Here is a 22,089-nt window from a genome sequence, read left to right on the forward strand (position 1 = left end):
CGATGCCGACAAACACCTCCATCGCCGCCAAGCTCACGTGGATGAACATCGCGGTCACCACGGTCGCGCTGCTCGTCGCTTCCGTCGGCTTCCTCTTCTATGACCAGTCGAACGCGCGCACTAGTCTTGTCACCAGTTTGTCCACACAGGCACAGATCATCGCCGCGAACAGTGTCTCGGCACTCGAGTTCAACGATCCCGAGTCGGCCCGCCAAACTCTCCGAGCGCTTGCCGCGTCGCCAAACGTCGAAGGTGCGGGCCTGCTCACGCCGGACGGCCAGCTGTTCGCCGAGTACTGGCGCAGTGCCGACGTTCGCGTGAACGTGCTGCCATCGTTATCACCCGACAAGCAGCAAACCGTACTGTTCTTCAGTGAGAAGGTTACGGTCATCCGCAACATTGACTTCGGCGGACGCCGCATTGGCGCCATCTACATCCGCTCGAACCTCAGCTCGCTCAATGAGCGCCGCAATCGCTTCCTGAAGATTCTCTTCTTCGTACTGCTCGCCTGCATGGGCGCGGCTTTGATTGTCTCGTGGCTCTTCCGGCGCACGGTTGCGGGGCCGATCGCGGAACTGGCCGACACCGCGATGAAGGTGTCGCGGGAGAAGAATTACTCGCTACGCGCGCAACCAAGCTTGGCGCACGACGAACTCTCCACGCTCATCACCGCTTTCAACGAGATGCTGTCGCAAATCCAGGTGCGCGATGCCGCGCTGCTCAGCGCGCGCAGCGAACTCGAACTGCGCGTGCAGGACCGCACCAAGCAGTTGGTCGCAGCGAACCGCGACCTCGAGGCGTTCTCCTACTCGGTTTCTCACGATCTCCGCGGGCCGCTCGAAGTCGTGAATGGAATGAGCTACATCATTCACCTGCAATACGGCAACGAGCTCTCGCCGGGATTGAAGGACTGCCTCGACCGCATCGATGACGCCTCGAAGCGCATGAACGAACTGATCGAAGACCTGCTCAATCTCGCGCGCGTCACCAAGAGCGAGATGCACCGCGAGCGCGTGGACGTCTCCGCGATGGCGCGGGAGATCTTCGCCGAACTCAAACAACGCCATCCGCAGCGCGTGGTGGAAATCGTCGTTGCATCCGATGCGATCGTGGTGGGCGACGCGCATTTACTTCGCGTGGCGATGGATAATTTAATCGGCAACGCGTGGAAATATTCTTCCAACAAATCACCGAGCAAAATCGAATTTGGCGTTCGACGTGCGAATGGCACCCCGGTGTACTTCATCAAGGACAACGGTGCCGGCTTCGATCCGCGCGGGATGCAGCGTCTCTTCCAACCATTCCAGCGGTTGCATCCGCTATCGGAGTTTCCTGGGACGGGCGTCGGTCTTGCCACCGTGCAACGCATTATTCAAAAACACGGTGGACGCATCTGGGCCGAAGGTGCCGTGAACGAAGGCGCTACTTTTTCCTTCACCCTCGACAACGCTCCGGAATCCTAGGGAACGTTTTCTTACAAACCTTTGACGTCCGTGGAACAGGCTGCCTCGTCCAATACGGAAGAGGTGAGAGCATTCATGGCACGTAGCGCAATTGTTCCGCAGGTCCCATTCACCTATCCCGCCCTGGCCGAAGCTCCCCTGGTGCTTTGTGTCGACGACGAGCCCGCAATCCTCGAACTCCTGGAAGATGTTCTGACCGCGTGCGGTCTGCGCCCACTCTGCACCGATGACTGCAACCTGGCGCTCACGTTGTGTGAGGAGCCGATCGACCTGGTGGTGCTTGACTACCACATGCCACAGATGGACGGCCTCACGCTGGCGACCAAGATCCGTGAACGCAATCCGAACTTGCCGATGATTTTCTTTTCCGGTGCGCCGCTCCCGGTGGAGTCGCTGGCCCACGCCTCGCGCGTAGTTCACAAAAGCGAGGGCGCAATGCGCCTGGCCACCACCATCCTTCAGTCCATTCGGGCGAGAGTGTGAGGGTACCCCCTCCCCCTGGGGATCTTGATTGCAAAGGGTTTAGCTAGTGTATGTCGCGCAAAATATTCAAAATAAATGGCTTATACGTAAAATATTCCAAAATAAGGACTTAGCCGGGGCTTTGGAAAGACAACAGGCACGGAGGCCACAGAGTTTTCAAAGAACTTGGTGTTGCTGTTGGGAATGCCCCACATGCGCAGAATAGCTAGGCCTTTGGGAAGAGCCTATGATCGGGAGCACGGGGCGTGGTGCGGTGGGTCACGGGCCAGTGTGCGGTCTTCCCGGCGCTGGTCGCGCGGATGTAGAGCCGGAGTGGGCCTTGGGCCTGGTTTTCGGACAAAAACGGAGTTCGGAACTAGCCTGCCAGAACTGGGTCGGAAGAGATTTTCTCGACTTCGGATTGGTCTTCATCTGGCGGAAGTTTCAGCACCCGGCGCCACCATGTCGCGGGAAATGCAAGCGTGGGTCTCAAGTTGCGCCTGCAGGCTGGCGGCGGCGAACAATGCGGCGCGAGGACTGTCGAGCAATTGCAGGATGCAGCCGCACTGCGAACAGCGGGCTTCGATGCGGGTTCCGTTGGACTCCAGCAGGACCGTGGGATAGCTACTCATACCTTCACCATAAGGGCGAATCACGTTTTCTCCTTTGCTCCCCGGCAAGCGCTTGTTGCATAGCTAAGCACCTGGATTTATTGAAGATAACGCGAGTTGCCGATTTGCGCTGTGAGCCCGAACACGCACCAATGTGATGCGGTTAGGCGATGGCCAACAACTGCGCCATTGCTCGGTTCGATCCACCCATTCCCCTTGGATTGCCTTTCACCGTTCGACCCGGTAGACCAGCGGAGACGCCGGCAACCCGCGATACAGGGTGTCCAGTGGGCCAATCTCCCGCTGCCGCCTATAAATATGCCTTGCTTTTCCCCGAAACAGGTGCAGAATCTTGGCAACGCTACTTCTCTTCGGGACCACCCCTGTTCCCTATCCCCTATCCCCTTTCCCCCGACGCCAGAATCCGTTTCATCGAAAGGCAAATCTATGCTTCAGATCGCGCTCCGAAACATCCAGAACGCAGGCATCATGGTTTGTGCTGTCCTGCTCGCTTCCACGCCAGGACTTGCGCAACCAATGGTTCGCTCGACCATTCAGTCTCAGTCCATCGTTTCCCTGGCTCCTGCTCCGAGACCACAAGGATCAAGCCTTGCCCGCCAGGCGACTGACGCAACGTTCCAGAAGGCTCCGGCCAACTTTCACGTTTTTGTCGCTGCCGGGGTAGGAGAGAACGCGGGCGCGGAAACACTGCTCTTCAATTTCTCCGCGGCAACCACCCTCACGCACATCAAGATGGCGAACAAAAACTTTGTCATCGTGCCGGGCGGCTCTTGTTATGAGGGGAACCACTACAACCGCGGTGAGAGTTGTTCGCTGCTGGTGCGGTTCACCCCACAGGGACCGGGCCACCGACTTGGCTTTGTGCAGATGACGAATTCATCCGAAACCGCGGTCACGAGCTTCGGCCTCGTCGGCAACGGGTATGCCCCGATTCTGAGCTTTACGCCTGCGCAGATCACCACGGTGACTGGGACCGCAACCGCCGGCACCGGGACGATCAATAACGCAACCAACATGACGGTCGATGGCGGGGACGTTCTATACATCGCTGACGTTGGGAATAACCGCATCAAAGAGATTGATTCCAGCGGTGCAATTGGCACCATCTCGCCAGCCTTTGCCACTCCCCAGTCTCTGGCCGTGGACAGTCTCGGTATCATTTACTCCGCTAACACCGCGGGTACCTACTACTTCAGCTACTTCGCGCCTTGGGCGACCCAGACTGCGTATGGGACCACTTACGCTCCGGGGAGCTGTACTCCGAATACTCCCTGCCCATTGACCACAGTTGGCATGTCTAAGCCGGCCAATATGAGCATTGATGCTTACGACAACCTTTTCTTTGAGGAGGGAACAAAGGGCGCAGCCGAGATGCCTGTGGCCAACGTTTCAGGCGGCGCCGGATCCTTCAACTTGTGGTATCTCACGAACCAGTTCGTCTACTCCAACGGGACTCCGGCATCGTTCGCAGTGGATGCCAGCGGAAACCTCTACAACAGCTATATCTATAACACCGCCAATACCTGCTTCCTGCTGGAGGAGCCACTCTACAATGCCGAGTACTCACCCACGGCCAACCGCGTGGCGGGGGGAGTGAAATGCGGGTTCTCCGGGGATGGCGGCAAGGCGAGCGGCGCCGAGATCAGCAACAAAATCGGGCAGATTGCTTTCGACATCGCCGGCAACCTCTATTTCGCGGATGCCGGTAATCAGCGCATTCGCCGGATTGATGCTGTCACTGGGATCATAAGCACAATTGCCGGAAACGGAACGGCGGGCAACGCCGGCGATGGCGGCGCGGCGGTTTTCGCGACGATCAGCAATCCTACCGGTCTGGCTGTCGATTCCCAAGGACAGGTGTATTTCCTGACGAACGCGCCGACGGCCGGGCCGACGCAATCGATTCGAAAGCTGGGGACCTTCGGCTATTGGAAGTGGACTTATCAAGCCAAGGGAACTATTAGTGCTCCGAAAATATTCACCGTCTCGAATACCGGGAACCAGCCCCTCGCGCTGAGTGCGAATGCATTCTTCGGAGGGACCAATCCGACTGATTTTGCGACTGATCCGAGTACCACGAGTTGTGGACTGACTGCGGGCGCGACCCTGGCGGCAGGCCACACCTGCCAGGTCGGCATCGTGTTCAAGCCGTCGACCGTAGGTACCCGTACCGCGAGCCTTCTGTTCCCCGGCAATACCGTTGCCGGCATCAACAGCATTCAACTGGTTGGCATCGGCTACCTGGGGACACCGACGATCACCATCACATCACCGAGCGGCACCGCAACGAAGGGAACGACGATCACCTTCACTGCCAGTGTCACATCAACGCCAACGACGAAGCCGACCGGAACCGTTACCTTCAAAGTGAACGGAACTCAGATCGGTAGCCCGATTACGCTATCGTCGGGCACGGCATCTACAACCTTCACCGAGGCAACCGCCAACACGTACACGCTTACGGCCACTTATAACGGCGATGTGAATTACCCTGCCGCGACAGCGACGAAAAGCCTCGTCGTTAGCGGCACGATCAAGGCTGGAGTGCAGGTGAACCTTGCTCCTGCCGTCGAGCCCGCATCCGCGTGCGGTCCGGCAAGCTTTGCGGTTCGGGTATTGTCCGCGTCGGATGGTACTCCGACCGGTACGGTCGAACTGATGAGCGGATCCACCAGCCTGGGGTCGGCGGTTCTCCGCGACGGTATCGCGACCCTCAGCACAACCGCCAACACGCGGGGTACGCAGTCATTCTTCGCGAAGTATGGCGGTGATGACTTGCACCAGGCAGGAGTCTCAGCTTCGGTGACGAAGAGGATTCCGGCGGCTGGCGTTTGCAATGGTGAAACTCGGGCGAGAGGCTTCTCGGCGGTGTCGGCAATCCGAATTCGCTGAACCTAACGTGGTTTTTGGGCCAAAGAAAAACGGGATGGACGAGAGTCCATCCCGCAAGTTACCGCAACCTTCCTACACCAAGCCTTGATCCAGCATCGAGTCGGCAATCTTCAGGAAGCCGCCGATGTTGGCGCCGACCACCAGATTGCCCGGCTTGCCGTACTTCTCGGCAGTCTCGAAGCAGTTCTTGTGGATGGCGATCATGATGTTGTGGAGGCGATGGTCAACTTCTTCGCGCGTCCAGGCCAAGCGCGCGCTGTTCTGCGCCATCTCGAGGCCTGAGGTGGCAACGCCGCCCGCATTCGCAGCCTTTGCCGGTCCGTACAGTACGCCCGCTTCGAGGAACAGGTTCGTGGCTTCGAGCGTGCTCGGCATGTTGGCGCCTTCGCTGACGACCTTGCAGCCATTCTTAATGAGGTTCTTCGCGTCCTTCGCGTTGATCTCATTCTGCGTGGCGCTCGGGAATGCGCAATCGGCCTTGATGTCCCACAGCGGGTTGTGATCGAGCTTCGGATCGACCGGGATGTACTTCGCCGTCTTGAACTTCTCGGCGTAGTCGCTGATGCGGCCGCGCTTGGTGTTCTTCAGGTCGAGGATGTACGCCAGTTTTTCGCGATCGATGCCGGCCGGATCGTGAATGATGCCGTTCGAATCACTGCAAGCGATCGGCTTCGCGCCGAGATCGAGCAGCTTCTCAATGGTGTATTGCGACACGTTGCCGCTGCCGCTGACCAGGCAAACCTTGCCTTCGAGCGTCTGCTTCACGGTCTTCAACATTTCTTCCGCAAAGTACACGCAGCCGTAGCCGGTGGCTTCCGGACGAATCAACGAGCCGCCCCAGTTCAAGCCCTTGCCGGTGAGGACGCCGGTGAATTCGTTGCGCAGCCGCTTGTACTGCCCGAAGAGGAAGCCGATTTCACGGCCGCCCACGCCGATGTCGCCCGCCGGCACGTCTGTGTCGGGGCCGATGTGGCGTTGCAATTCGGTCATGAAGCTCTGGCAGAAACGCATCACTTCGTTGTCGCTCTTGCCTTTCGGATCGAAGTCCGATCCGCCCTTGCCGCCGCCCATGGGCAGCGTGGTGAGCGAGTTCTTGAATACCTGTTCGAAAGCCAGGAACTTCAAAATGCCGAGGTTCACCGAAGGATGGAAGCGTAAGCCGCCTTTGTAGGGGCCGATGGCGCTGTTCATCTCAATGCGGAAGCCGCGATTGACCTGGATCTCGCCCTTGTCGTCGAACCAGGGAACGCGGAACATGAGGAGGCGCTCGGGTTCGGTGACGCGCTCAAGGATCTTGTGGCTGATGTATTCAGGATGACGCTCGAGTGCGGGGATCAGAGATTCCAACACTTCCTGGACTGCCTGGTGGAATTCCTTTTCGGCAGGGTTTTTCGCTTTTACCAGTGCCAATACTTCGTTGACGTAGGTCCGCGGCGTCGCGATGGCGCCGGGAATCATCGTTGACAAGCTCATAAGAATTCACTCCTCCTCGTTTTACGAGGGCTCGATTGCACTGCAGTCAGTTATTGAAGTAAGCGCCGCTTGGGCACGCGCGAGGGGCGGTCATTCTTTGGGAACGCCATCGCCCGAACTGTGAAACTGCTTTGTGCTTCCCGCGGTCGCTTCCTCTTTCGATTCAAAGGGATTGTCCATGCCCCCATGCTCGCCCGCGGTGAACTCGTCACCGTATTGCGCGAGCATACGCTGCGTTTCGCGATCGTTCCATCGCAAAGCGATCAGCGCTTTGGGCATTTCGCCGTGGCCCAGACACAGCGGGCACACGACAATATCGGTATGTTTGGAAGATTGCGACATCTGTACCTCCTGAGCTAAATGGAGGACATGCAAAGAAAGATTGTGTCCTGGCCCGCGTAACCATCTTCGGACCAAACCACTTACTGCCATGTGGCAAGCGCACTGGCACGGAAGTGTGTGCCGTTGCGAGAGTCACCAGATTACGCCGTCGCTGGCCCAGAACTGGGCCTCAAGGGGATCGAACGGCTTAGCTCAACAACTTCACTACGGCTCCGAAGTTGGAACCTTCGATAGCGCACTCATTCTTCGCCTGCGCGAAAAATCTGGCTGTGACCGGAATCACCTCAGAAGGTGAGCTAACGGCAGGTACTGTTCAATTTCGCTCTTTTGGATTTAAGCAGTGCGCACCGACTTGCTCAATTGGACAAATGTTGTCTCTTGCAGTATTGGTTCCTAGCGCGATTAAAACGATTCAAGGAGTTTCCCTATGAACTCTTCCTATTTGCGACAGTGTCAGATCGCAGTGCTGGTGGTGGCGGGAATGGCGTGTGCCGTTTCGGCATCCGCACAGTCGCTTGCTAACAAAGCCGTATCCATCTCGGTGAATGCCGGCGACGGCTCGTATCAATTGGCGGGCGTCGATGGGAAACCGGTGCTGTCGGCGCGGGTAGGAGCGGAGGTCGATCACAAGTGGCTGCGGTCGTCGGAGTATGGCGGTTGCAAGGCTGCTGAGTCGAAGTTCAACGATGACCTTGGCGCAGGCAAGCAGATCGCGGTTACATGCGCGGGAACAGCGAGCAAGCCGGAACTCACATACGTGTTGCAAGCCTACGATCAGGCCCCGTATGGAACGGTGCAGGTGAAGCTTCGCAACACCACGGGGAAGAAGCTTTCGGTGCAGGCAATTCGCAGCGTCGAAGCAATCGGAGAATCGCGCATCGAATTGGGCGCGAACGCTGCGGCGGATCGCGTGCTCTCCGACAGCTTCAGCGAAGACTGGCCGGACCTGAAGATCTACGATCTCGCGCAAGCGCCGGAGGGCCTGCATCGTGGCGTGGGCAGCCAGCTTATTTATAACCGCGAGAGCAAGCAGGGCCTGTTCCTCGGGGCACTGACCTCCGAAAAATTTCTTACCATCCTGCGCTTGAAGACCGACGGCGCAAAGATCGGGTCGTACGAAGTGGATGCCACAGGAACGACAGAAATCCAGCGGGCGCTCCACTTGGAGGACTCACCGGCGGAGGACGTCGTCGAGCTGAGCCTGCCGCTGGCTGCGGGAGAGACGATGACCTCCGATCGCCTGATGCTTGCGATTGGCGGTGACTATCACGCGCAGCTGCTGGCGTACGGCGATGCCATACGTCGCCTGCATCATGCGCGGGTAAACGGCGAGACTCCCGTGGGCTGGTGGAGTTGGACTGCCTACTATGGCGCCATCAACCAGGGAGAAGTGCTTGCCAATGCCGACTGGCTCTCGCAGAACCTCGCGTCGCTCGGGTACACCTTCTTCCAGGTGGATGAAGGCTACCAATACGCGCGCGGCGAATTCACGACCACGAACGCCACGCAATTTCCCGATGGCATGCGCGTGGTGGGACATCACATCGTTGGCGATGGACTGGTCTTCGGCTTGTGGACAGCGCCCTTCGAGATCACTACACGCTCGTGGGTCTTCCAGAACCACAAAGATTGGCTGGTGAAGAATGCGAAGGGCCAGCCAATCCCGATCGGCGACGTGTGGGGCCAGCACGTGGACACGCTTTACGCGATTGATACGACCAACCCCGGAGCGCAGGAATATCTGCGCCAGACGTATAAGACGATTGTGCGCGAGTGGGGCGTTCGTTTCATCAAGCTCGACTTCATGGACACCACCGCCATCGAAGGCTACTACTACAAACCGAACACCACCGCCCTTGAGGCGCAGCGCATCGGCCTGCAGATCATTCGCGACACTGTGGGTGACGAGGTCATCCTCGACAAAGACGGTAGCCCGATGTTGAACCCTGTCGGTCTGGTAGATTCCGGCCGCGTCTCCGCCGATACTGGTCACAACTTCGAGCGCACGAAAGCCGCGGAGCCTGGCATTGCCGCGCGCTTCTACATGCATCGGAACTTTTTCATCAACGATCCCGATGCGTACAACGTGACCGACAGCTATCTCATGGAGGAGCACGAGCAGAAGCCGCCCGTCACGCTCGCGGGAGCGCAGGCGTCGATTGCACTTTCGGCGATTTCCGGCGGGAACTACGAGATTGGCGATGACATGCTGTTGCTCGGTCGCGAGAAAGATCGCCTGGCGTTGGCGTCGAATATCGATCTGATCAACATGATCCGGATCGGCCGCGCTGCGACTCCTGTGGACTTGCTGACTTACGCATCCGAAGACGAACAGCCCAGCGTGTTCTTCCTCCGCGAAGATCAACGCCAGGCCGTGCTCGTAGTTTTCAACTGGACGAAGTCATCGCGGACACACCAGTTCCAACTTGCGGATCTAGGGCTTCCGGCATCAGGAAAATTTGAAGCGACGGATGTGCTGAACGGAAATGCTGCCGTCGCGCTCGGAAACGGTGCCTTGCGAATTGCCGACCAGTCGGGCGAATCGGTGAGAGTGATCAAGATCGTGGATTCGAGCGTTCAGCCCTCGGCGCCAGTGCTGAAGACCAGCGTGCCGGAGACGGCAAAGGCCGGCGAGACGATCCATTGCAGCGTGCAAGCCGATCTCGAACATACTCCGGCGACCACCTATCGCTGGGATTTCGGCGATGGCACCCACGCTTCGGGGAAAACCGCTACGCACGCGTATCCAACGGCGGGAGAGTACAGCATCCAACTTGTGGCGGAGGGACTCGACGGCGTACCGGCGAACCAGACGTTCACGGTCAAGGTCACTGGCAATCTGCCCGTGATGCCGCAACTGAAAGACAACCGTCGCTTCGTGGAGCCCACCGAACGAAAGTAGCCCGCGAACTCAGTGGAAGTGATATTCGAACGTGGCCTGCTTCGCGAAGTTGTCGTAGAAAAGCACATAGCCGCTGCGGTTGTAGTCGTCGATCATGAACAGGAGCTGCGAGTGGCCAGATTTGTCATAGTCTCCCGCGTCCACGAGGACGAGGTTGCCTCGCAAGAATTGAGTTTCACCGTTTGGATCAATGGTGAACCACTGATCGGCGAACGGATCGTTCGATGGATCGTCAACAATGCCGTCACAGCGGTAGGCGCTTAGGTGTACCGCCGCGAGTTTCCACGTTGTGCTGGCCCCATACGACTTTCCGAAGTGAAAGTCGGCGTCTGCGTAATGCCAATTTTTACGGGGAGCGGATTCATTGTCGCAGTTCTGGACAGAGGCGAAGTGCTTACTGAACTGAGTCCGAATGGCTGCCCTCTCATTTTCGGAGATATGGGCAGGCTTCCAGTTATCCGGGGCCTGAAAATTCGATCGGGAAACAGCAACAAGCGGACGCAAGATTGGGTCGCCAAGAAATCCGGCAAACTCTTCTGTCGGCTTGCCGATCACCGGCACTTTCGCCGAAGGCAGGATCACCTGTTCCCCGACTCTCCAATAGCTTGACCACTCTGCCGGAGTGCGCGCACTGACCTCGCCCATCTTGCGGCCGTCAAATGCAATCGTCCAGTGGACCGCTTGCGGATACCTTGCCGGCAATTTGTGCAAGCACTCCTCATTTTCACAGTCCGTCGGGAAGGCCTTCCAGTCGTCGCCTTCGTGGAAGAAGAGAGCTCTAGCGGCTCGATGGTGCATATCGTTCGCGGATTCAGAAGGGACGTCTTCGAGAACTCCGAGCAGGAGCGGTTGGGTCTGCCCGAACAGGCCAACCGCGCAGAGTAGTAACAATCCAAGACAGATCGACTTCATATGTCTGCCGTTCTCGTCGGCTCAGTGGAAATGGTATTCGAGCGTCGCCTGCTTCTGGAAGTTGTCGTAGAAGAGCACGTAGCCGCCGCGATTGTAATCGTCGATCATGAAGAGGACTTGCGAGTGGCCAGATTTGTCATAGTCTCCCGCGTCCACGAGGACGAGGTTGCTCGCGAGGTAATGGACGGTGCCGGAGGGATCGATCGTGAACCACTCGTAGTCCAGCCCGGCGGTGGCTCCGAGGTTGCTGGCATCGCAACCTTTAATTCCGAGCGAGAACAATTTCCACCCGGTCTTTGCGGCGTAGCTTTTGTTGACCTTGATTTCGGCGTCGCGGTATTCGCGGCTTTCTTCCACTTCGCAGTTAGTGATGCGCGGATATTTTTTGCGGAACTCGGCGCGGACCGGAGCGACGTTGGCTGGCACTGCGATGAACGGCTTCCAAACGTCGGGATCGGCGGAGTTGGGTTGTGAAATTGCAACCAGTGGACGTAATACGGGTGCTCCCGGAAATCCCGCGAATTCCTCCGTTTGTTTGCCGATCGCCGGAAGAGGAGGCTCACTGATGATTTGCATCATTGCGCGCCAATCGGAGTCCGGAGGGTCGGGGGCTACGCGCGACGTGATGGTCCCAAGACTGCGCCCATCGAAAGCTAGCGTCCATGTCAGTTCGAAGGGAAATTCCGGAATGAATTGCTGCATGCACTTCCGCGTGGCGCAGTTGGCCGGCAGAACTTTCCATTCGGTCCCAGACTTGTAAAACACCGCGCGGAGACCGCGAATGTGCGGATCTTGCTCGAGCGCTCCCATGCTGTCTTCGAACACGCCGAGAACTACCGGCGACTGGGCGAACAACGCCGTCGAGAACAACAGCGCGCATAGGATCCGGCGAAGCATCGACGCGGGGAGGATAGCGCGAATGTCTGCGCGATGACAGTCAATTTCGATCAGGCGCTGTTACGCGTTCCAAAAATACCCGCTTTTACGGATTACCAGCAGGCAGGCGGGCTGCCTGGGCGAAGACGTAGATCCAGCCGCCGGCGCGACGCATGTAGACGTCGCTGAACACCACCCAAACGTCGAATGGCTTGCCATCCTGCGTGCCTTTCTCGTGTAGTTTGCCGGTGAGGACGGCGGTGTCGCCATAAAAACGAACGGTGCGGTCGGTGTCGTCCTGAATCTCGTAGACGACCGTGCCGGATTTCGCTTCGGCGAGCATATCGGGCTTGAAGTAGGTTTTGCCGGAACTTGAGACGAGCATGTAGTCGTCGGAGAGATGGCGCGCCATGGTCGCGGCGTCGTTCTTCTTTACTGCGGCCTGGTATTCATCATCGAGTTGCAGGATGGCGTTGCGGTCTTGTTCGGAGCCCCGGGTGCTCGTCTGTTGGCCTGCGCTTGGGAAAACCAGCATGAAAGCAATGGAAATGATGGCGAAAAATGAGGGCAGCGTTTGGCCTGCCCTCAAACAGTTCGAGGTTGTACGGGGAAAGAGCATGTCCGGAAGACGATACGACAGATGGAGAAATGTCGTTGGACGGAACCGGACGCGAAATTGAGACATTTCTAGCATGTCCGAAAACGTCTAATCGTGGTGAAGGAAGTAGCTATCATGGGTCATGCTCCTCGACCGGCAGACGTGTTCGCGGGCGCGGTTGTCGCGCGATCCTCGCTTCGACGGCAAGTTTTTCATCGCCGTCTTGACCACGCGGGTGTACTGCCGCTCGATCTGTTCCGCCCGCACCTGTCAGGAGAAAAATGTGCGGTACTACCCAACCGCCGCCGCGGCGGAAGAGGCAGGATTTCGTCCGTGCCTGCGCTGCCGGCCGGAGTGCTCGCCCGGAACGCCGGCGTGGCTGGGAACGCCGAGCACGGTGACGCGCGGGCTTCGCTTGCTCAACGAGCGCGCTCTCGATGACGGTGGAATCGAATATCTGGCGGAGCGGTTAGGAATTGGCGGACGCCACTTGCGCCGATTGTTCCTCCAGCATCTGGGAGCATCGCCACGCGCGGTGGCTCAAACTCGGCGATTACATTTCGCGAAGAAACTGATTGATGAAACCAGCCTGCCGATGAGCGAGGTCTCGGAGGCATCAGGCTTCGGCTGCGTACGACGGTTTAATGCAAACATCCGCGCGACCTTCCATCGCACGCCGTCGCAACTGCGCGCGCTGGCGAGGAATGCGTTTGAAACGCACGAGCACGAATATGTGTTTCGGCTGCGGTACCGTCCGCCGTATCACTGGCTCGGGATGTTGGATTTTCTGCGTCCGCGCGCGACACCCGGCGTGGAGTGCGTAACAGAAGACGCTTACGCCCGATCGATCTCGTTACACGGTAAAGAGGGAAGCTTCGAAGTGACCCACGCACCGGAGCAGCACTCGCTGGTGTTGCGCGTGAACTTCGAGGACTCGTCGGCGTTGTTTCAGATTGTGGAGCGCGTCCGCGCGATGTTTGACCTGAACGCAGACTGGGGTTCGATTGCCGGGGTGCTCGAGAACGATCGGCTACTTCGCGGACATCTGAAGGGCGATCCGGGGCGACGTTTGCCTGGGGCTTGGGATGGCTTTGAACTCGCCGTCCGGGCCGTTCTCGGCCAGCAGATCAGCGTGGCAGCGGCGACCAATCTCGCCGGACAAATCGCTCGCAAGTTCGGACGGCCCTTGCGGAAGTCGAATGGGATCTCGCATCTGTTTCCGACTCCCGAAATTCTGGCAGACGCTGCTTCCTTGCCGCTGCCGATGAAACGGGCGGAAACCATCCGCGCGTTGGCGTGCGCGGTCCGCGACTGCGAGCTTCAGTTCGATGCAATTACCGACGTGCCGCAGTTCTGCGAACAATTGAAGACCATCCCGGGAATCGGCGACTGGACGGCGCAGTACGTTGCCCTGCGGGCGCTACGCGAGCCCGACGCGTTTCCCGCAGGCGACCTCGGCCTGCAAAAAAGCCTGGGCGTGAAATCGTCGGCAGAGTTAGAGCGAAGGGCAGAGAACTGGCGGCCCTGGCGCGGGTACGCTGCCATCTATATGTGGAGCGCTGGACACTCGCTGTAAGGCGAATCGGAGACGAAAAACAGTCCTCGCTCGCGCTTATAGTTTCGCGATTTACATAAGCCCTCAAAAGCCACAGTTATGGGGTGTGAGCTTCGTCACAATTTCAAGTGACAAGGGTCACCGTCCTTATCACATTCCGCACGGGACAATCTATGCGTGTTCGGGGCCGTTCAACGTCGACCCGTCTTAGCCTCCAATCAGCCGGGAAATTCTTATTTGAAATATCGCCATCATAAAAGTCCGAAACTGTGTTTTGCCCCAGTATTTCTGCGGGTGAATGCGGATTCCGGACAGGAAGTGAGAAGCCCATCATGATCATGGCTTACCGATTCGTGCGGCTGATTGAAACCCACTCTGAGGGCCTGGCGAAGGCGCTGCGAAAAAAGATTGAGAACTGTCCCAAACTCGTCGATTACCACAATGTGCCTGCCGAGGAACTGACCGAGCGGGTGTACGAGGTTTACCGCCATCTCGGTGAATGGCTTTTGGGCAAAACCGAAGCTGACATCGAACAACGCTACTCGGCGATCGGGAAAAAGCGCGCGCAACAGGGAGTTCCGTCGTGCCAGGTTACGTGGACCATCTGCCTGGTGAAAGAGAACCTGTGGGACTACCTGAAACAGGAGTCGGTGATCGAGCGTCCTGCCGAAATTTTTGGTGAGTTAGAGGTGCTGGAGTTGTTGGACCAATTTTTTGATCGCGCAATTTATTACGCCGCGGTCGGCCACGAGCAGGCCCGCGTCGAAATGGCGCAAGTGGCCATTCATTCCTAGGGAGATTCGCATGTCTTGGTTTGTGGAGTACGAACGCAAGAGAAAGAACAGCGCCGCCGAGGCGCTTAAGGCTGTTCAGTCGGGGATGCGCGTCTGGGTCCATGCCAACAGCGGCTTCCCGCAGGTGCTTGCCGATGCGTTGACCGCACGCGCGCCCGAACTGCGCGACGTCGAAGTCGCTCACCTGCTGGGCATGGGCAAAGCTCGCTATGCGGAGCCGGAATACGCAGCATCGTTCCGTCCGAATGCGCTGTTCATCGGTCCAAGCGTGCGCACTGCCGTCAACGACGGGCGCGCCGATTACACGCCCATCCATCTCAGCGAGATCGAAGCCCTGTTTACCAGCGGCGCGATGCCGATTGATATCGCGCTGATCCATACCTCGCGTCCCGATGAACACGGCTTTGTGAGCCTTGGCACTTCGATCGAGACCACTCTCTCCGCCGCGCGCGCAGCGAAGTACGTGATCGCGCAAACCAACGTGCAGATGCCGAAGACCTGCGGCAACACCTACCTGCACGTCAGCGAGATTGACGCGTTCGTCGAAGTCGATGTTCCGCTCGCCGAAATGACGATCCACGAAGCCACCGCGGAGCACCAGGAAATCGCCAAGCATATCGCTCCGCTCATTGAAGACGGCTGCACCATCCAGACCGGTATCGGCGGCATTCCCGACGCCATCCTGCCGCACCTTATGGACCGCAAGAACCTCGGCGTGCACACCGAGACCATCAGCGAAGGCGCGATCCCGCTGATCGAGGCCGGCGTAATCAACGGCCGCATGAAGACCCTGAATCCGAATAAAGTCACGCTTGGTTTCGTGCTCGGAACTCGGCGCATGTACGACTACGTGCGTATGAATTCGATCTTTGACTTCCGGCCGAACAGCTACACCAACGATCCCTACGTGGTTGCACGTCACGACAACATGGTCGCCATCAACTCGGCGCTCGAGATCGATATCACCGGCCAGGTTTGTTCTGACTCGGTAGGCCAGAAGTTCTACAGCGGCTTTGGCGGACAGCTTGATTTCATCCGCGGCGCTGGACGTTCCAAGAATGGCAAGCCGGTGATCGCCCTGCCGGCGACGGCGAAAAACGGAACCATCTCGAAGATCGTCCCGATGTTGAAGCCCGGCGCGGGCGTGGTTACGACGCGCGCTGATGTTCATTTCGTCGCGACGGAATTCGGCATTGTGAATTTGCACGGCAAAACAGTGCGGGAGCGGGCGGAATTGCTGATCAGTATCGCGCACCCGAAGTTCCGCAAAGAGTTATTGGAGCATTGCGAAAAAATGAAGTGGACCCGCTCAGGAGAGTTAGTGGGCGCGGCTGCGTTGTAACAAAACTATAAAGAGGCAATCGATGGCGGAAGCACGCGGTTACGTAACGGTTGATGCGGAGGAGTGCAAAGGCTGCGGATTGTGCGTTGAGTCGTGCCCTCCGAACTGCCTGGAACTCGCTCCGGAGTTGAGCCACCAGGGCGTTCACCCGGCGCAGTACACCGGGGAGAAATGCACTGGCTGCGGCATTTGTTTCTACTGCTGCCCGGAGCCGGGCGCAATAACGGTTTACAGACACACCATGCCGGCAAAACAGCCGGCTCTTTCTTCGTCTGGCGAAGGGAAGGAGACGGCCCATGCGGCAACTGTGTAAGGGAAATGTCGCGATTGTGAAAGGGGCCATCATGGCGGGATGCCGCGGGTATTACGGCTATCCCATCACTCCAGCCAGTGAAATTGCCGAGTATGCGGCGCTGTTGTTCCCGCAAGTCGGCGGCACCTTCATCCAGGCCGAGAGCGAAGTTTCGGCCATCAACATGGTGTACGGCGCGGCCTCCGCGGGCGTGCGCACCATGAGCGGATCTTCCGGCCCAGGCATTAGCCTGATGCAGGAAGGGATCAGCTACTGCGCGGGCTCCGAACTGCCCTGCGTCATTGTAGACATCGTGCGCGGCGGCCCCGGGCTTGGCAATATTGCCCCCGAGCAGAGCGACTACTTCGCAATGACCAAGGGCGGTGGCCACGGTTGCTATCGCAACATTGTTCTCGCTCCGGCTTCGGTGCAGGAGATGTTCGACTACACCATCAAGGCCTTCGAACTCTCCGACAAATATCGCAATCCGACCGTCATCATGACCGACGGCTTCGTCGGCCAGATGATGGAGCCGCTTGAAATCGATTTTCGCGACATCGTGCCCCCTGAGAAACCTTGGGCGGTGAAGGGAACTCACGAGACCCGCAAGAACCTGATCAGTTCCATCTATCTCACCCCCGATCAGCTAGAGGCGCACATTCGTCACCTCGAGAAGAAGTACAAAACGATCGAAGAGAACGAGACGCTGTCTGAGACCTACATGGCCGAGGACGCCGAGATCCTCGTTGTCGGTCACGGCATCATCTCTCGCGTGCTGCGTTCCACCGTAGATATGGCGCGCGCACAAGGCATGAAGGTCGGGCTCTTCCGGCCCATCACCCTGTGGCCGTTCCCGTCGAAAGAACTGGCAAAAGCCGCGAAGAACGTGGCCTGCATCCTGACCGTCGAACTCAGTACCGGACAGATGGTGGAAGACGTGAAGCTCGCCGTGAACGGCCGAGTTCCGGTCGAGTTCTATGGACGCTGCGGCGGCAATGTGCCGTCGGCAGAAGAAGTTAACGCAGAACTATTCAGCCGCGTCGCGAGCCTGGTTTAGGAGGAGGAGAGACATGGAAGGGTACGACATCATCAAGCACAAATCTCCGGCCTTCTACGACAGCTTTGAGCGGAAGGACGAACTGCAGAATCAAACCCACTATTGCCCGGGCTGCGGCCACGGCGTCGGCCACAAGCTAATCGCCGAGGCCCTCACCGATCTCGGCCTCCAGGACCGCACGGTGCTTGTGAGCCCGGTCGGCTGCTCGGTGTTTGCGTATTACTACTTCGACGTGGGCAACGTGCAAGTCGCCCACGGACGCGCCCCGGCCGCGGCCACCGCGCTGCGCCGCTCCAACCCCGAGAGCATTGTCATCAGCTACCAGGGCGACGGCGATCTCGCGGCCATCGGCACGGCGGAGATCATTCACGCCGCCAATCGCGGTGAGAACATCACCGTGATCTTCATGAACAACGCGATCTACGGCATGACCGGCGGCCAGATGGCGCCGACCACGCTCGTGAACCAGACCAGCACCACGTCACCCTACGGACGCAATCCGCAGAACGAGGGCTTCCCGCTGCACATGTGCGAGTTGCTCTCGAGCCTGGAAGCGCCGGTGTACATCGAGCGCGTTTCGCTCGGTGACCCGAAGAACATCATGAAGGCGCAGCGCGCGGTAAAGAAGGCACTCACTCTGCAGAGCCAGAAGGCCGGCTTCACCTTCATTGAAATCCTCTCGCCCTGTCCGACGATCTGGAAGAAAGATCCGATCGAGGCCCGCAAGTGGGTCAGCGAAGTTCTGATGAAGACTTTTCCAGTCGGCGTCTATCGCGAGAAGAAACTCGAACTGCCGGAATGCAAACACGCGCCGCAGAAGACGGTCGCGGAATGCATCGGCGCTACGCAAGGCGTAGAGAAGACCACCGGTCATCGCCACCACACTCGCGACATCAGCATTAAGATCGCGGGCTTCGGCGGACAGGGCGTTCTTCTCCTCGGCCAGATCATCGCCGAGATGGGTATGCGCGAGAGCATGGAAGTAAGCTGGCTTCCCGCGTATGGTCCGGAAATGCGCAGCGGCAGCGCCAACTGTAGCGTTACCCTGGCACACGACCGCATCGGAACGCCGCTCATCACGCGGCCGGAAGTGTTGGTCGCGATGAACGAGCCCTCGCTACGGAAGTTCGCCGATACGGTTGCTCCCGGCGGCGTCATCCTCTACAACCGCGATCGTCTGCCGGAAGATTTCAGCATCTCGCATGCGCGTGTGTTGTGTGTACCAGCTTCCGCGATGGCCGACACACTCGGCTCCGCGAAGGTCGCCAACGTGGTCATGCTCGGCGCGCTTCTCGAAGAGACCGAATGCCTGCCCTCCGAGAGCGCGATCGCCGTACTCGAATCCACAGTCAAGAACCCAAAGATCCTCGAACTCGACAAGCAGGCCATCAAGGCCGGCCGCGATTTCGTTGATAACCAGGTGCGCGTCGGCGCCGTCCCCGGGCCCGACGGGTACGCATACTAGCTTTTCCCTTCGAACGGCGGTGGGCCTTCGTGCCTGCCGCCTTTTTGTTAAAACTCTCGGACTAATAGGTTTCCACTATGGCCTCCCAACTCGGCCACGCATAGGCTTTCCCACCAACCGTTCCTTGTGGGGACTGAGTTTCGCAACTGAACAACTGAATCGCACCAGGAGAGACTATGTCGTCGAGCGCCTCTGCCGCACCCGCTTTTGCTGTCGCCGATGTCCCGAAGAAATCTGCTGTCACCACTGCGCAGATCGTTACCGTCATCTTCCTCGGCCTCGCCATGGCGCTCTATTTCTGGGTTGATTCGCGATACCCCTCATTGATGAAGAAGTACCACGCCGGCCACGCGGTGAAGGCTGCGGGCGCCATCAGCTTCGACGCGATCCTTCCCGTCAACCCAACCATGCCGCTGACGACACGCATCGTGCGTACCTCCGGCAATTGGCTCTATACGAACCGCATCGGGATGAGCTTCGGTATGGGGTTCGGCGCGTTGCTGCTCACGCTCCTGCCCATGTTCGCGCGCCGCCGGTTCAAAAGCGGATTTGCCAATACCGTGCTCGGCGTCGCAGCGGGTGCGCCGCTCGGCGTGTGCGCCAATTGCGTCGCGCCCATCGGACGCGGCCTGGTGCAGGCCGGCGCTAGTCCCAACACCGCGCTCGCGACCATGATCAGTTCGCCCACGCTTAACGTTGTCGTGCTGGCGATGGCATTCAGCCTGTTCCCGCTGCCGGTTGCCATCACCAAGATTGCGACCGTGCTCGCGCTGCTCGCGCTGGTGCCGTGGTTTGCGCCAAAGCCCGAGCCGGAATTCGCCTGTGAGATTCCGCAATCGGCAGCCGCCGGATCGGCCGTAGTGCTCTTCCTCAAGAACCTTGCGAAGATGATCGCGATCACGCTGCCGTTCATGGTGCTCGCCGGCGTTCTCGGCGCAATCCTCGCCGAAGCCCTGCCATCGAGCAGCCTGCCCGCGCACGTTTCGATTCTCGGAATCATTCTTGTCGCGCTGATCGGCGCATTCCTGCCGGTACCGATGGCTTTCGACGTCGCAATCGCGTTCGTACTGATGTCGCGCGGGGTGGCGCTGCCCTATGTCGTGACGCTACTCTGCACCCTCGGCTGCTTCAGCATTTATTCGGCGCTGATCGTGGGCAAGAGCCTGTCGTGGAAGACCGCCGGCAAGATGTACGGCACGGTGGCCGCGCTGGGAATCGTCGCGGGATTGGTGACCGCGGCGTGGAGCGGATTCTAGTTATAGGTGGACGATTTCGATATCGCCCCACTGCTCGTGTAGGTATTCGGCCGCAATCCGGCGATGGCAGTGCTCCGGCTTTTCCTCGGAGCAGAGAAGGCATGCATCCTCGAAGATTTCGCGATCGAGTGAGCCGGCTGCCTTACGCTCTTCCAGCAACTTACGAAACGCTGTCTCGTATGCCGGCCAATCCATCGCCTTCTTCTTGTAGGCATCGAGAATTTCTTGTGTCGGGGCTAATTCCGGGACATGCGTGTACTCGATACTTGCGATTGCTTTGAGGAAGTACCGCAGGTCGTCTTTCTTTGAAAAGCCCGCGAGCTGCGATGTGTTGTTGAGCCGGACGTCGATGACGCGCCTTACGCTCCCCGCTATGAGCGCGGGGAAGAATTCGTCCGCACTCTTCTTCGTAAATCCAATCGTGAACAGCTTCATCGGTGTTCCTCTTCGGTTTTCGTGAAGGCAATCTTCTCTTCCTGCATTTCGTAGGCGATTGCGACCAGTTCGTCTTCCCCTTTGAAAAGATGCATGGAACCGAGCGACAAACCATGCCTCAGCCGTTCGATCGTCTCCCGATGGTCTTCAACAAGCTTCTCGCCGACGATATGTTTTATTTCGAATCCGCGGGCCGCGAGCTGCCTGGCAACCAGGATCGTGCGATGGCAATCCAGTGGTTCCTTCTCCGCGCAGAGGATCGCGATCGTGTATCCCTTTGCAAGGCCGGCATGGATGCGATCGAGTCCGTGCTGAAAGAGGGCCGTCTCCGCGAGCCGCCCATATCGCACCCGTCCATTGTCGTAGCAACGCGTATCCTCGCTCCGCGCTCCAAGTTCCTTGCCGAGAAATATGTATTGGATCCCCGCGCGCTTCAGCGAATCTTCCAGCGGATCGCGATTGAACTGCGGATACAACCGGCTATAGGGCTGCGAGCGTACATCCGCAACCGCGGTAATCCCATTCTGCCGAAGCAATGCGATCAGTTCTTCGATCGATCGGTTCGAATGTCCGATGGTGAAGACGGTGCTCACCCGCGCCATCCTGGAGTAATTACGCCGGCGCAGTACTTGTAGCAGTAGCCGGCGATCCACGGCTCGCCCAGGCTCACGCATAGCAGCGCTTGTTCAAGGGGATACTCGCCTTCGCCTTCAGCCAGGTATTGCCGCTCGATCTCCGGATCGGTGATGGAGAAACGGTATTCCTCGCCACGATAAAACAGGAAGCCGCGTGCGCGATGCCGCTCACCAAACTCCGTCTTCTCCGCGAAGACTTCCACTGAAAACTCCTCGGGTTGAATCAGCAACAGAGAATTTCGATATTGCTTCGCGTCCTCCGAGAAGATGCGGTCGTTGATGCCATGGCGGCTACTACATCCCGTGCCCCATAGCGACTCGACCTTATCCACCGCGTTGCGCAACTCGTTCCACGGACACAGACCTCGCCGCACCCAAGAGTGCCGGACGTCCACCAGGTGGTTCTCCGATTGATGTGCGTGGGGCCGCGGTTCCTTCAGCCCGATCTCGAGAATGTCTAGCAGGGAAGCATCTCCGCCGCGCGGCAGCCGTCGCTCACGCTCGTGTAGCTCCTGTGTCGGCCGGGCACTTACCGGACGAAGCCACGCCCCGAACGCCCCGTTGCTATAGATTTCTTTGCCGGCAATACATCGCCCCGAAGTCTGGCGCGAATTGGCAAGACAAACAAACCGTTTCGTATACATGCCGCTTCAAGTATCGCGACCGTCAGGGATCCGCGAAGTGACGCGGCTCACGTTGCGGATGT

20 protein-coding genes are annotated in these 22,089 nt (G+C 58.7%); 11 read left to right on the forward strand and 9 right to left on the reverse strand.

Going from position 1 to position 22,089, the window contains the following annotated elements; all coding sequences use genetic code 11:
• Positions 1 to 2 precede the first annotated feature (2 nt).
• Positions 3 to 1,463, forward strand: a complete 1,461-nt coding sequence (locus ACID345_RS25130; protein ID WP_011521743.1) for a sensor histidine kinase — start codon at positions 3 to 5, stop codon at positions 1,461 to 1,463.
• Between the two features lie 75 nt (positions 1,464 to 1,538).
• Positions 1,539 to 1,946 (forward strand): response regulator, encoded by a 408-nt coding sequence (locus ACID345_RS25135; protein ID WP_011521744.1) that lies wholly within the window; start codon positions 1,539 to 1,541, stop codon positions 1,944 to 1,946.
• Between the two features lie 407 nt (positions 1,947 to 2,353).
• Here ACID345_RS25135 and ACID345_RS04830 read toward each other — a convergent pair whose 3' ends face one another.
• Positions 2,354 to 2,557 carry a hypothetical protein gene (locus ACID345_RS04830; RefSeq protein ID WP_041855447.1) on the reverse strand — a complete coding sequence of 68 codons (204 nt, stop codon included), beginning with the start codon at positions 2,555 to 2,557 and terminating at the stop codon, positions 2,354 to 2,356.
• Between the two features lie 426 nt (positions 2,558 to 2,983).
• Here ACID345_RS04830 and ACID345_RS25140 point away from each other — a divergent pair, with 426 nt between their 5' ends.
• Positions 2,984 to 5,449, forward strand: a complete 2,466-nt coding sequence (locus tag ACID345_RS25140) for an Ig-like domain repeat protein (RefSeq protein WP_049761689.1) — start codon at positions 2,984 to 2,986, stop codon at positions 5,447 to 5,449.
• Positions 5,450 to 5,521: 72 nt separating this feature from the next.
• Here ACID345_RS25140 and gdhA read toward each other — a convergent pair whose 3' ends face one another.
• Together gdhA and ACID345_RS04850 are read right to left on the reverse strand one after the other, a co-directional pair.
• The gene (gdhA, locus tag ACID345_RS04845) at positions 5,522 to 6,922 is read right to left on the reverse strand and encodes an NADP-specific glutamate dehydrogenase (protein ID WP_011521747.1); all 1,401 of its coding nucleotides are present in this window, start codon (positions 6,920 to 6,922) and stop codon (positions 5,522 to 5,524) included.
• A gap of 90 nt (positions 6,923 to 7,012) precedes the next feature.
• Positions 7,013 to 7,264 carry a hypothetical protein gene (locus ACID345_RS04850; protein ID WP_041855450.1) on the reverse strand — a complete coding sequence of 84 codons (252 nt, stop codon included), beginning with the start codon at positions 7,262 to 7,264 and terminating at the stop codon, positions 7,013 to 7,015.
• Between the two features lie 427 nt (positions 7,265 to 7,691).
• On the opposite strand from ACID345_RS04850, the gene ACID345_RS04855 reads away from it, so the two are divergent.
• On the forward strand, positions 7,692 to 10,166 hold the full coding sequence (locus ACID345_RS04855) for a PKD domain-containing protein (protein WP_011521749.1): 2,475 nt from the start codon (positions 7,692 to 7,694) through the stop codon (positions 10,164 to 10,166).
• 9 nt (positions 10,167 to 10,175) lie between these two features.
• Here the strand turns inward: ACID345_RS04855 and ACID345_RS04860 are convergent, their stop codons facing one another.
• The 3 genes from ACID345_RS04860 to ACID345_RS04870 form a co-directional block, all read right to left on the reverse strand.
• Positions 10,176 to 11,078 (reverse strand): hypothetical protein, encoded by a 903-nt coding sequence (locus ACID345_RS04860; RefSeq protein ID WP_041855451.1) that lies wholly within the window; start codon positions 11,076 to 11,078, stop codon positions 10,176 to 10,178.
• 21 nt (positions 11,079 to 11,099) lie between these two features.
• Positions 11,100 to 11,975: a hypothetical protein gene (locus ACID345_RS04865; RefSeq protein WP_011521751.1), complete on the reverse strand. Its 876-nt coding sequence runs from the start codon at positions 11,973 to 11,975 to the stop codon at positions 11,100 to 11,102.
• 85 nt (positions 11,976 to 12,060) lie between these two features.
• A complete protein-coding gene (locus ACID345_RS04870; RefSeq protein WP_187148942.1) occupies positions 12,061 to 12,639 on the reverse strand; it encodes a nuclear transport factor 2 family protein in 579 nt (192 codons plus the stop codon).
• Positions 12,640 to 12,694: 55 nt separating this feature from the next.
• Between ACID345_RS04870 and ACID345_RS04875 the strand changes: the two genes are divergently transcribed.
• The 7 genes from ACID345_RS04875 to ACID345_RS04900 all read left to right on the forward strand — a co-directional run bounded on the left by ACID345_RS04875 (position 12,695) and on the right by ACID345_RS04900 (position 20,313).
• A complete protein-coding gene (locus ACID345_RS04875) occupies positions 12,695 to 14,128 on the forward strand; it encodes an AlkA N-terminal domain-containing protein (protein ID WP_011521753.1) in 1,434 nt (477 codons plus the stop codon).
• Positions 14,129 to 14,445: 317 nt separating this feature from the next.
• The gene (locus ACID345_RS04880; protein ID WP_148210018.1) at positions 14,446 to 14,901 is read left to right on the forward strand and encodes a hypothetical protein; all 456 of its coding nucleotides are present in this window, start codon (positions 14,446 to 14,448) and stop codon (positions 14,899 to 14,901) included.
• A gap of 10 nt (positions 14,902 to 14,911) precedes the next feature.
• On the forward strand, positions 14,912 to 16,243 hold the full coding sequence (locus ACID345_RS04885; protein WP_011521755.1) for an acetyl-CoA hydrolase/transferase family protein: 1,332 nt from the start codon (positions 14,912 to 14,914) through the stop codon (positions 16,241 to 16,243).
• A gap of 22 nt (positions 16,244 to 16,265) precedes the next feature.
• On the forward strand, positions 16,266 to 16,556 hold the full coding sequence (locus ACID345_RS26200; RefSeq protein WP_011521756.1) for a 4Fe-4S dicluster domain-containing protein: 291 nt from the start codon (positions 16,266 to 16,268) through the stop codon (positions 16,554 to 16,556).
• Complete coding sequence (locus ACID345_RS04890) at positions 16,540 to 17,592, forward strand: 3-methyl-2-oxobutanoate dehydrogenase subunit VorB (protein ID WP_011521757.1); 1,053 nt, start codon at positions 16,540 to 16,542, stop codon at positions 17,590 to 17,592. Before ACID345_RS26200 ends, ACID345_RS04890 begins: the two co-directional genes overlap by 17 nt.
• Before the next feature lie 13 nt (positions 17,593 to 17,605).
• On the forward strand, positions 17,606 to 19,057 hold the full coding sequence (locus tag ACID345_RS04895) for a 2-oxoacid:acceptor oxidoreductase family protein (RefSeq protein ID WP_011521758.1): 1,452 nt from the start codon (positions 17,606 to 17,608) through the stop codon (positions 19,055 to 19,057).
• 176 nt (positions 19,058 to 19,233) lie between these two features.
• Entirely contained in the window at positions 19,234 to 20,313 is a 1,080-nt protein-coding gene (locus ACID345_RS04900) for a hypothetical protein (RefSeq protein ID WP_011521759.1), read from the forward strand.
• Here the strand turns inward: ACID345_RS04900 and ACID345_RS04905 are convergent, their stop codons facing one another.
• The 3 genes from ACID345_RS04905 to ACID345_RS04915 are packed head-to-tail and all read right to left on the reverse strand — an operon-like array spanning position 20,314 to position 22,027.
• On the reverse strand, positions 20,314 to 20,748 hold the full coding sequence (locus ACID345_RS04905; protein ID WP_011521760.1) for a DUF488 domain-containing protein: 435 nt from the start codon (positions 20,746 to 20,748) through the stop codon (positions 20,314 to 20,316).
• The gene (locus ACID345_RS04910) at positions 20,745 to 21,341 is read right to left on the reverse strand and encodes a DUF488 domain-containing protein (protein ID WP_011521761.1); all 597 of its coding nucleotides are present in this window, start codon (positions 21,339 to 21,341) and stop codon (positions 20,745 to 20,747) included. Before ACID345_RS04910 ends, ACID345_RS04905 begins: the two co-directional genes overlap by 4 nt.
• Entirely contained in the window at positions 21,338 to 22,027 is a 690-nt protein-coding gene (locus tag ACID345_RS04915) for a dual OB domain-containing protein (protein WP_011521762.1), read from the reverse strand. The genes ACID345_RS04910 and ACID345_RS04915 overlap by 4 nt, the downstream gene beginning before the upstream one ends.
• Positions 22,028 to 22,089 lie beyond the last annotated feature (62 nt).

The sequence above is a fragment of the Candidatus Koribacter versatilis Ellin345 genome (genome assembly GCF_000014005.1).
GTDB lineage: Bacteria > Acidobacteriota > Terriglobia > Terriglobales > Acidobacteriaceae > Korobacter > Korobacter versatilis_A.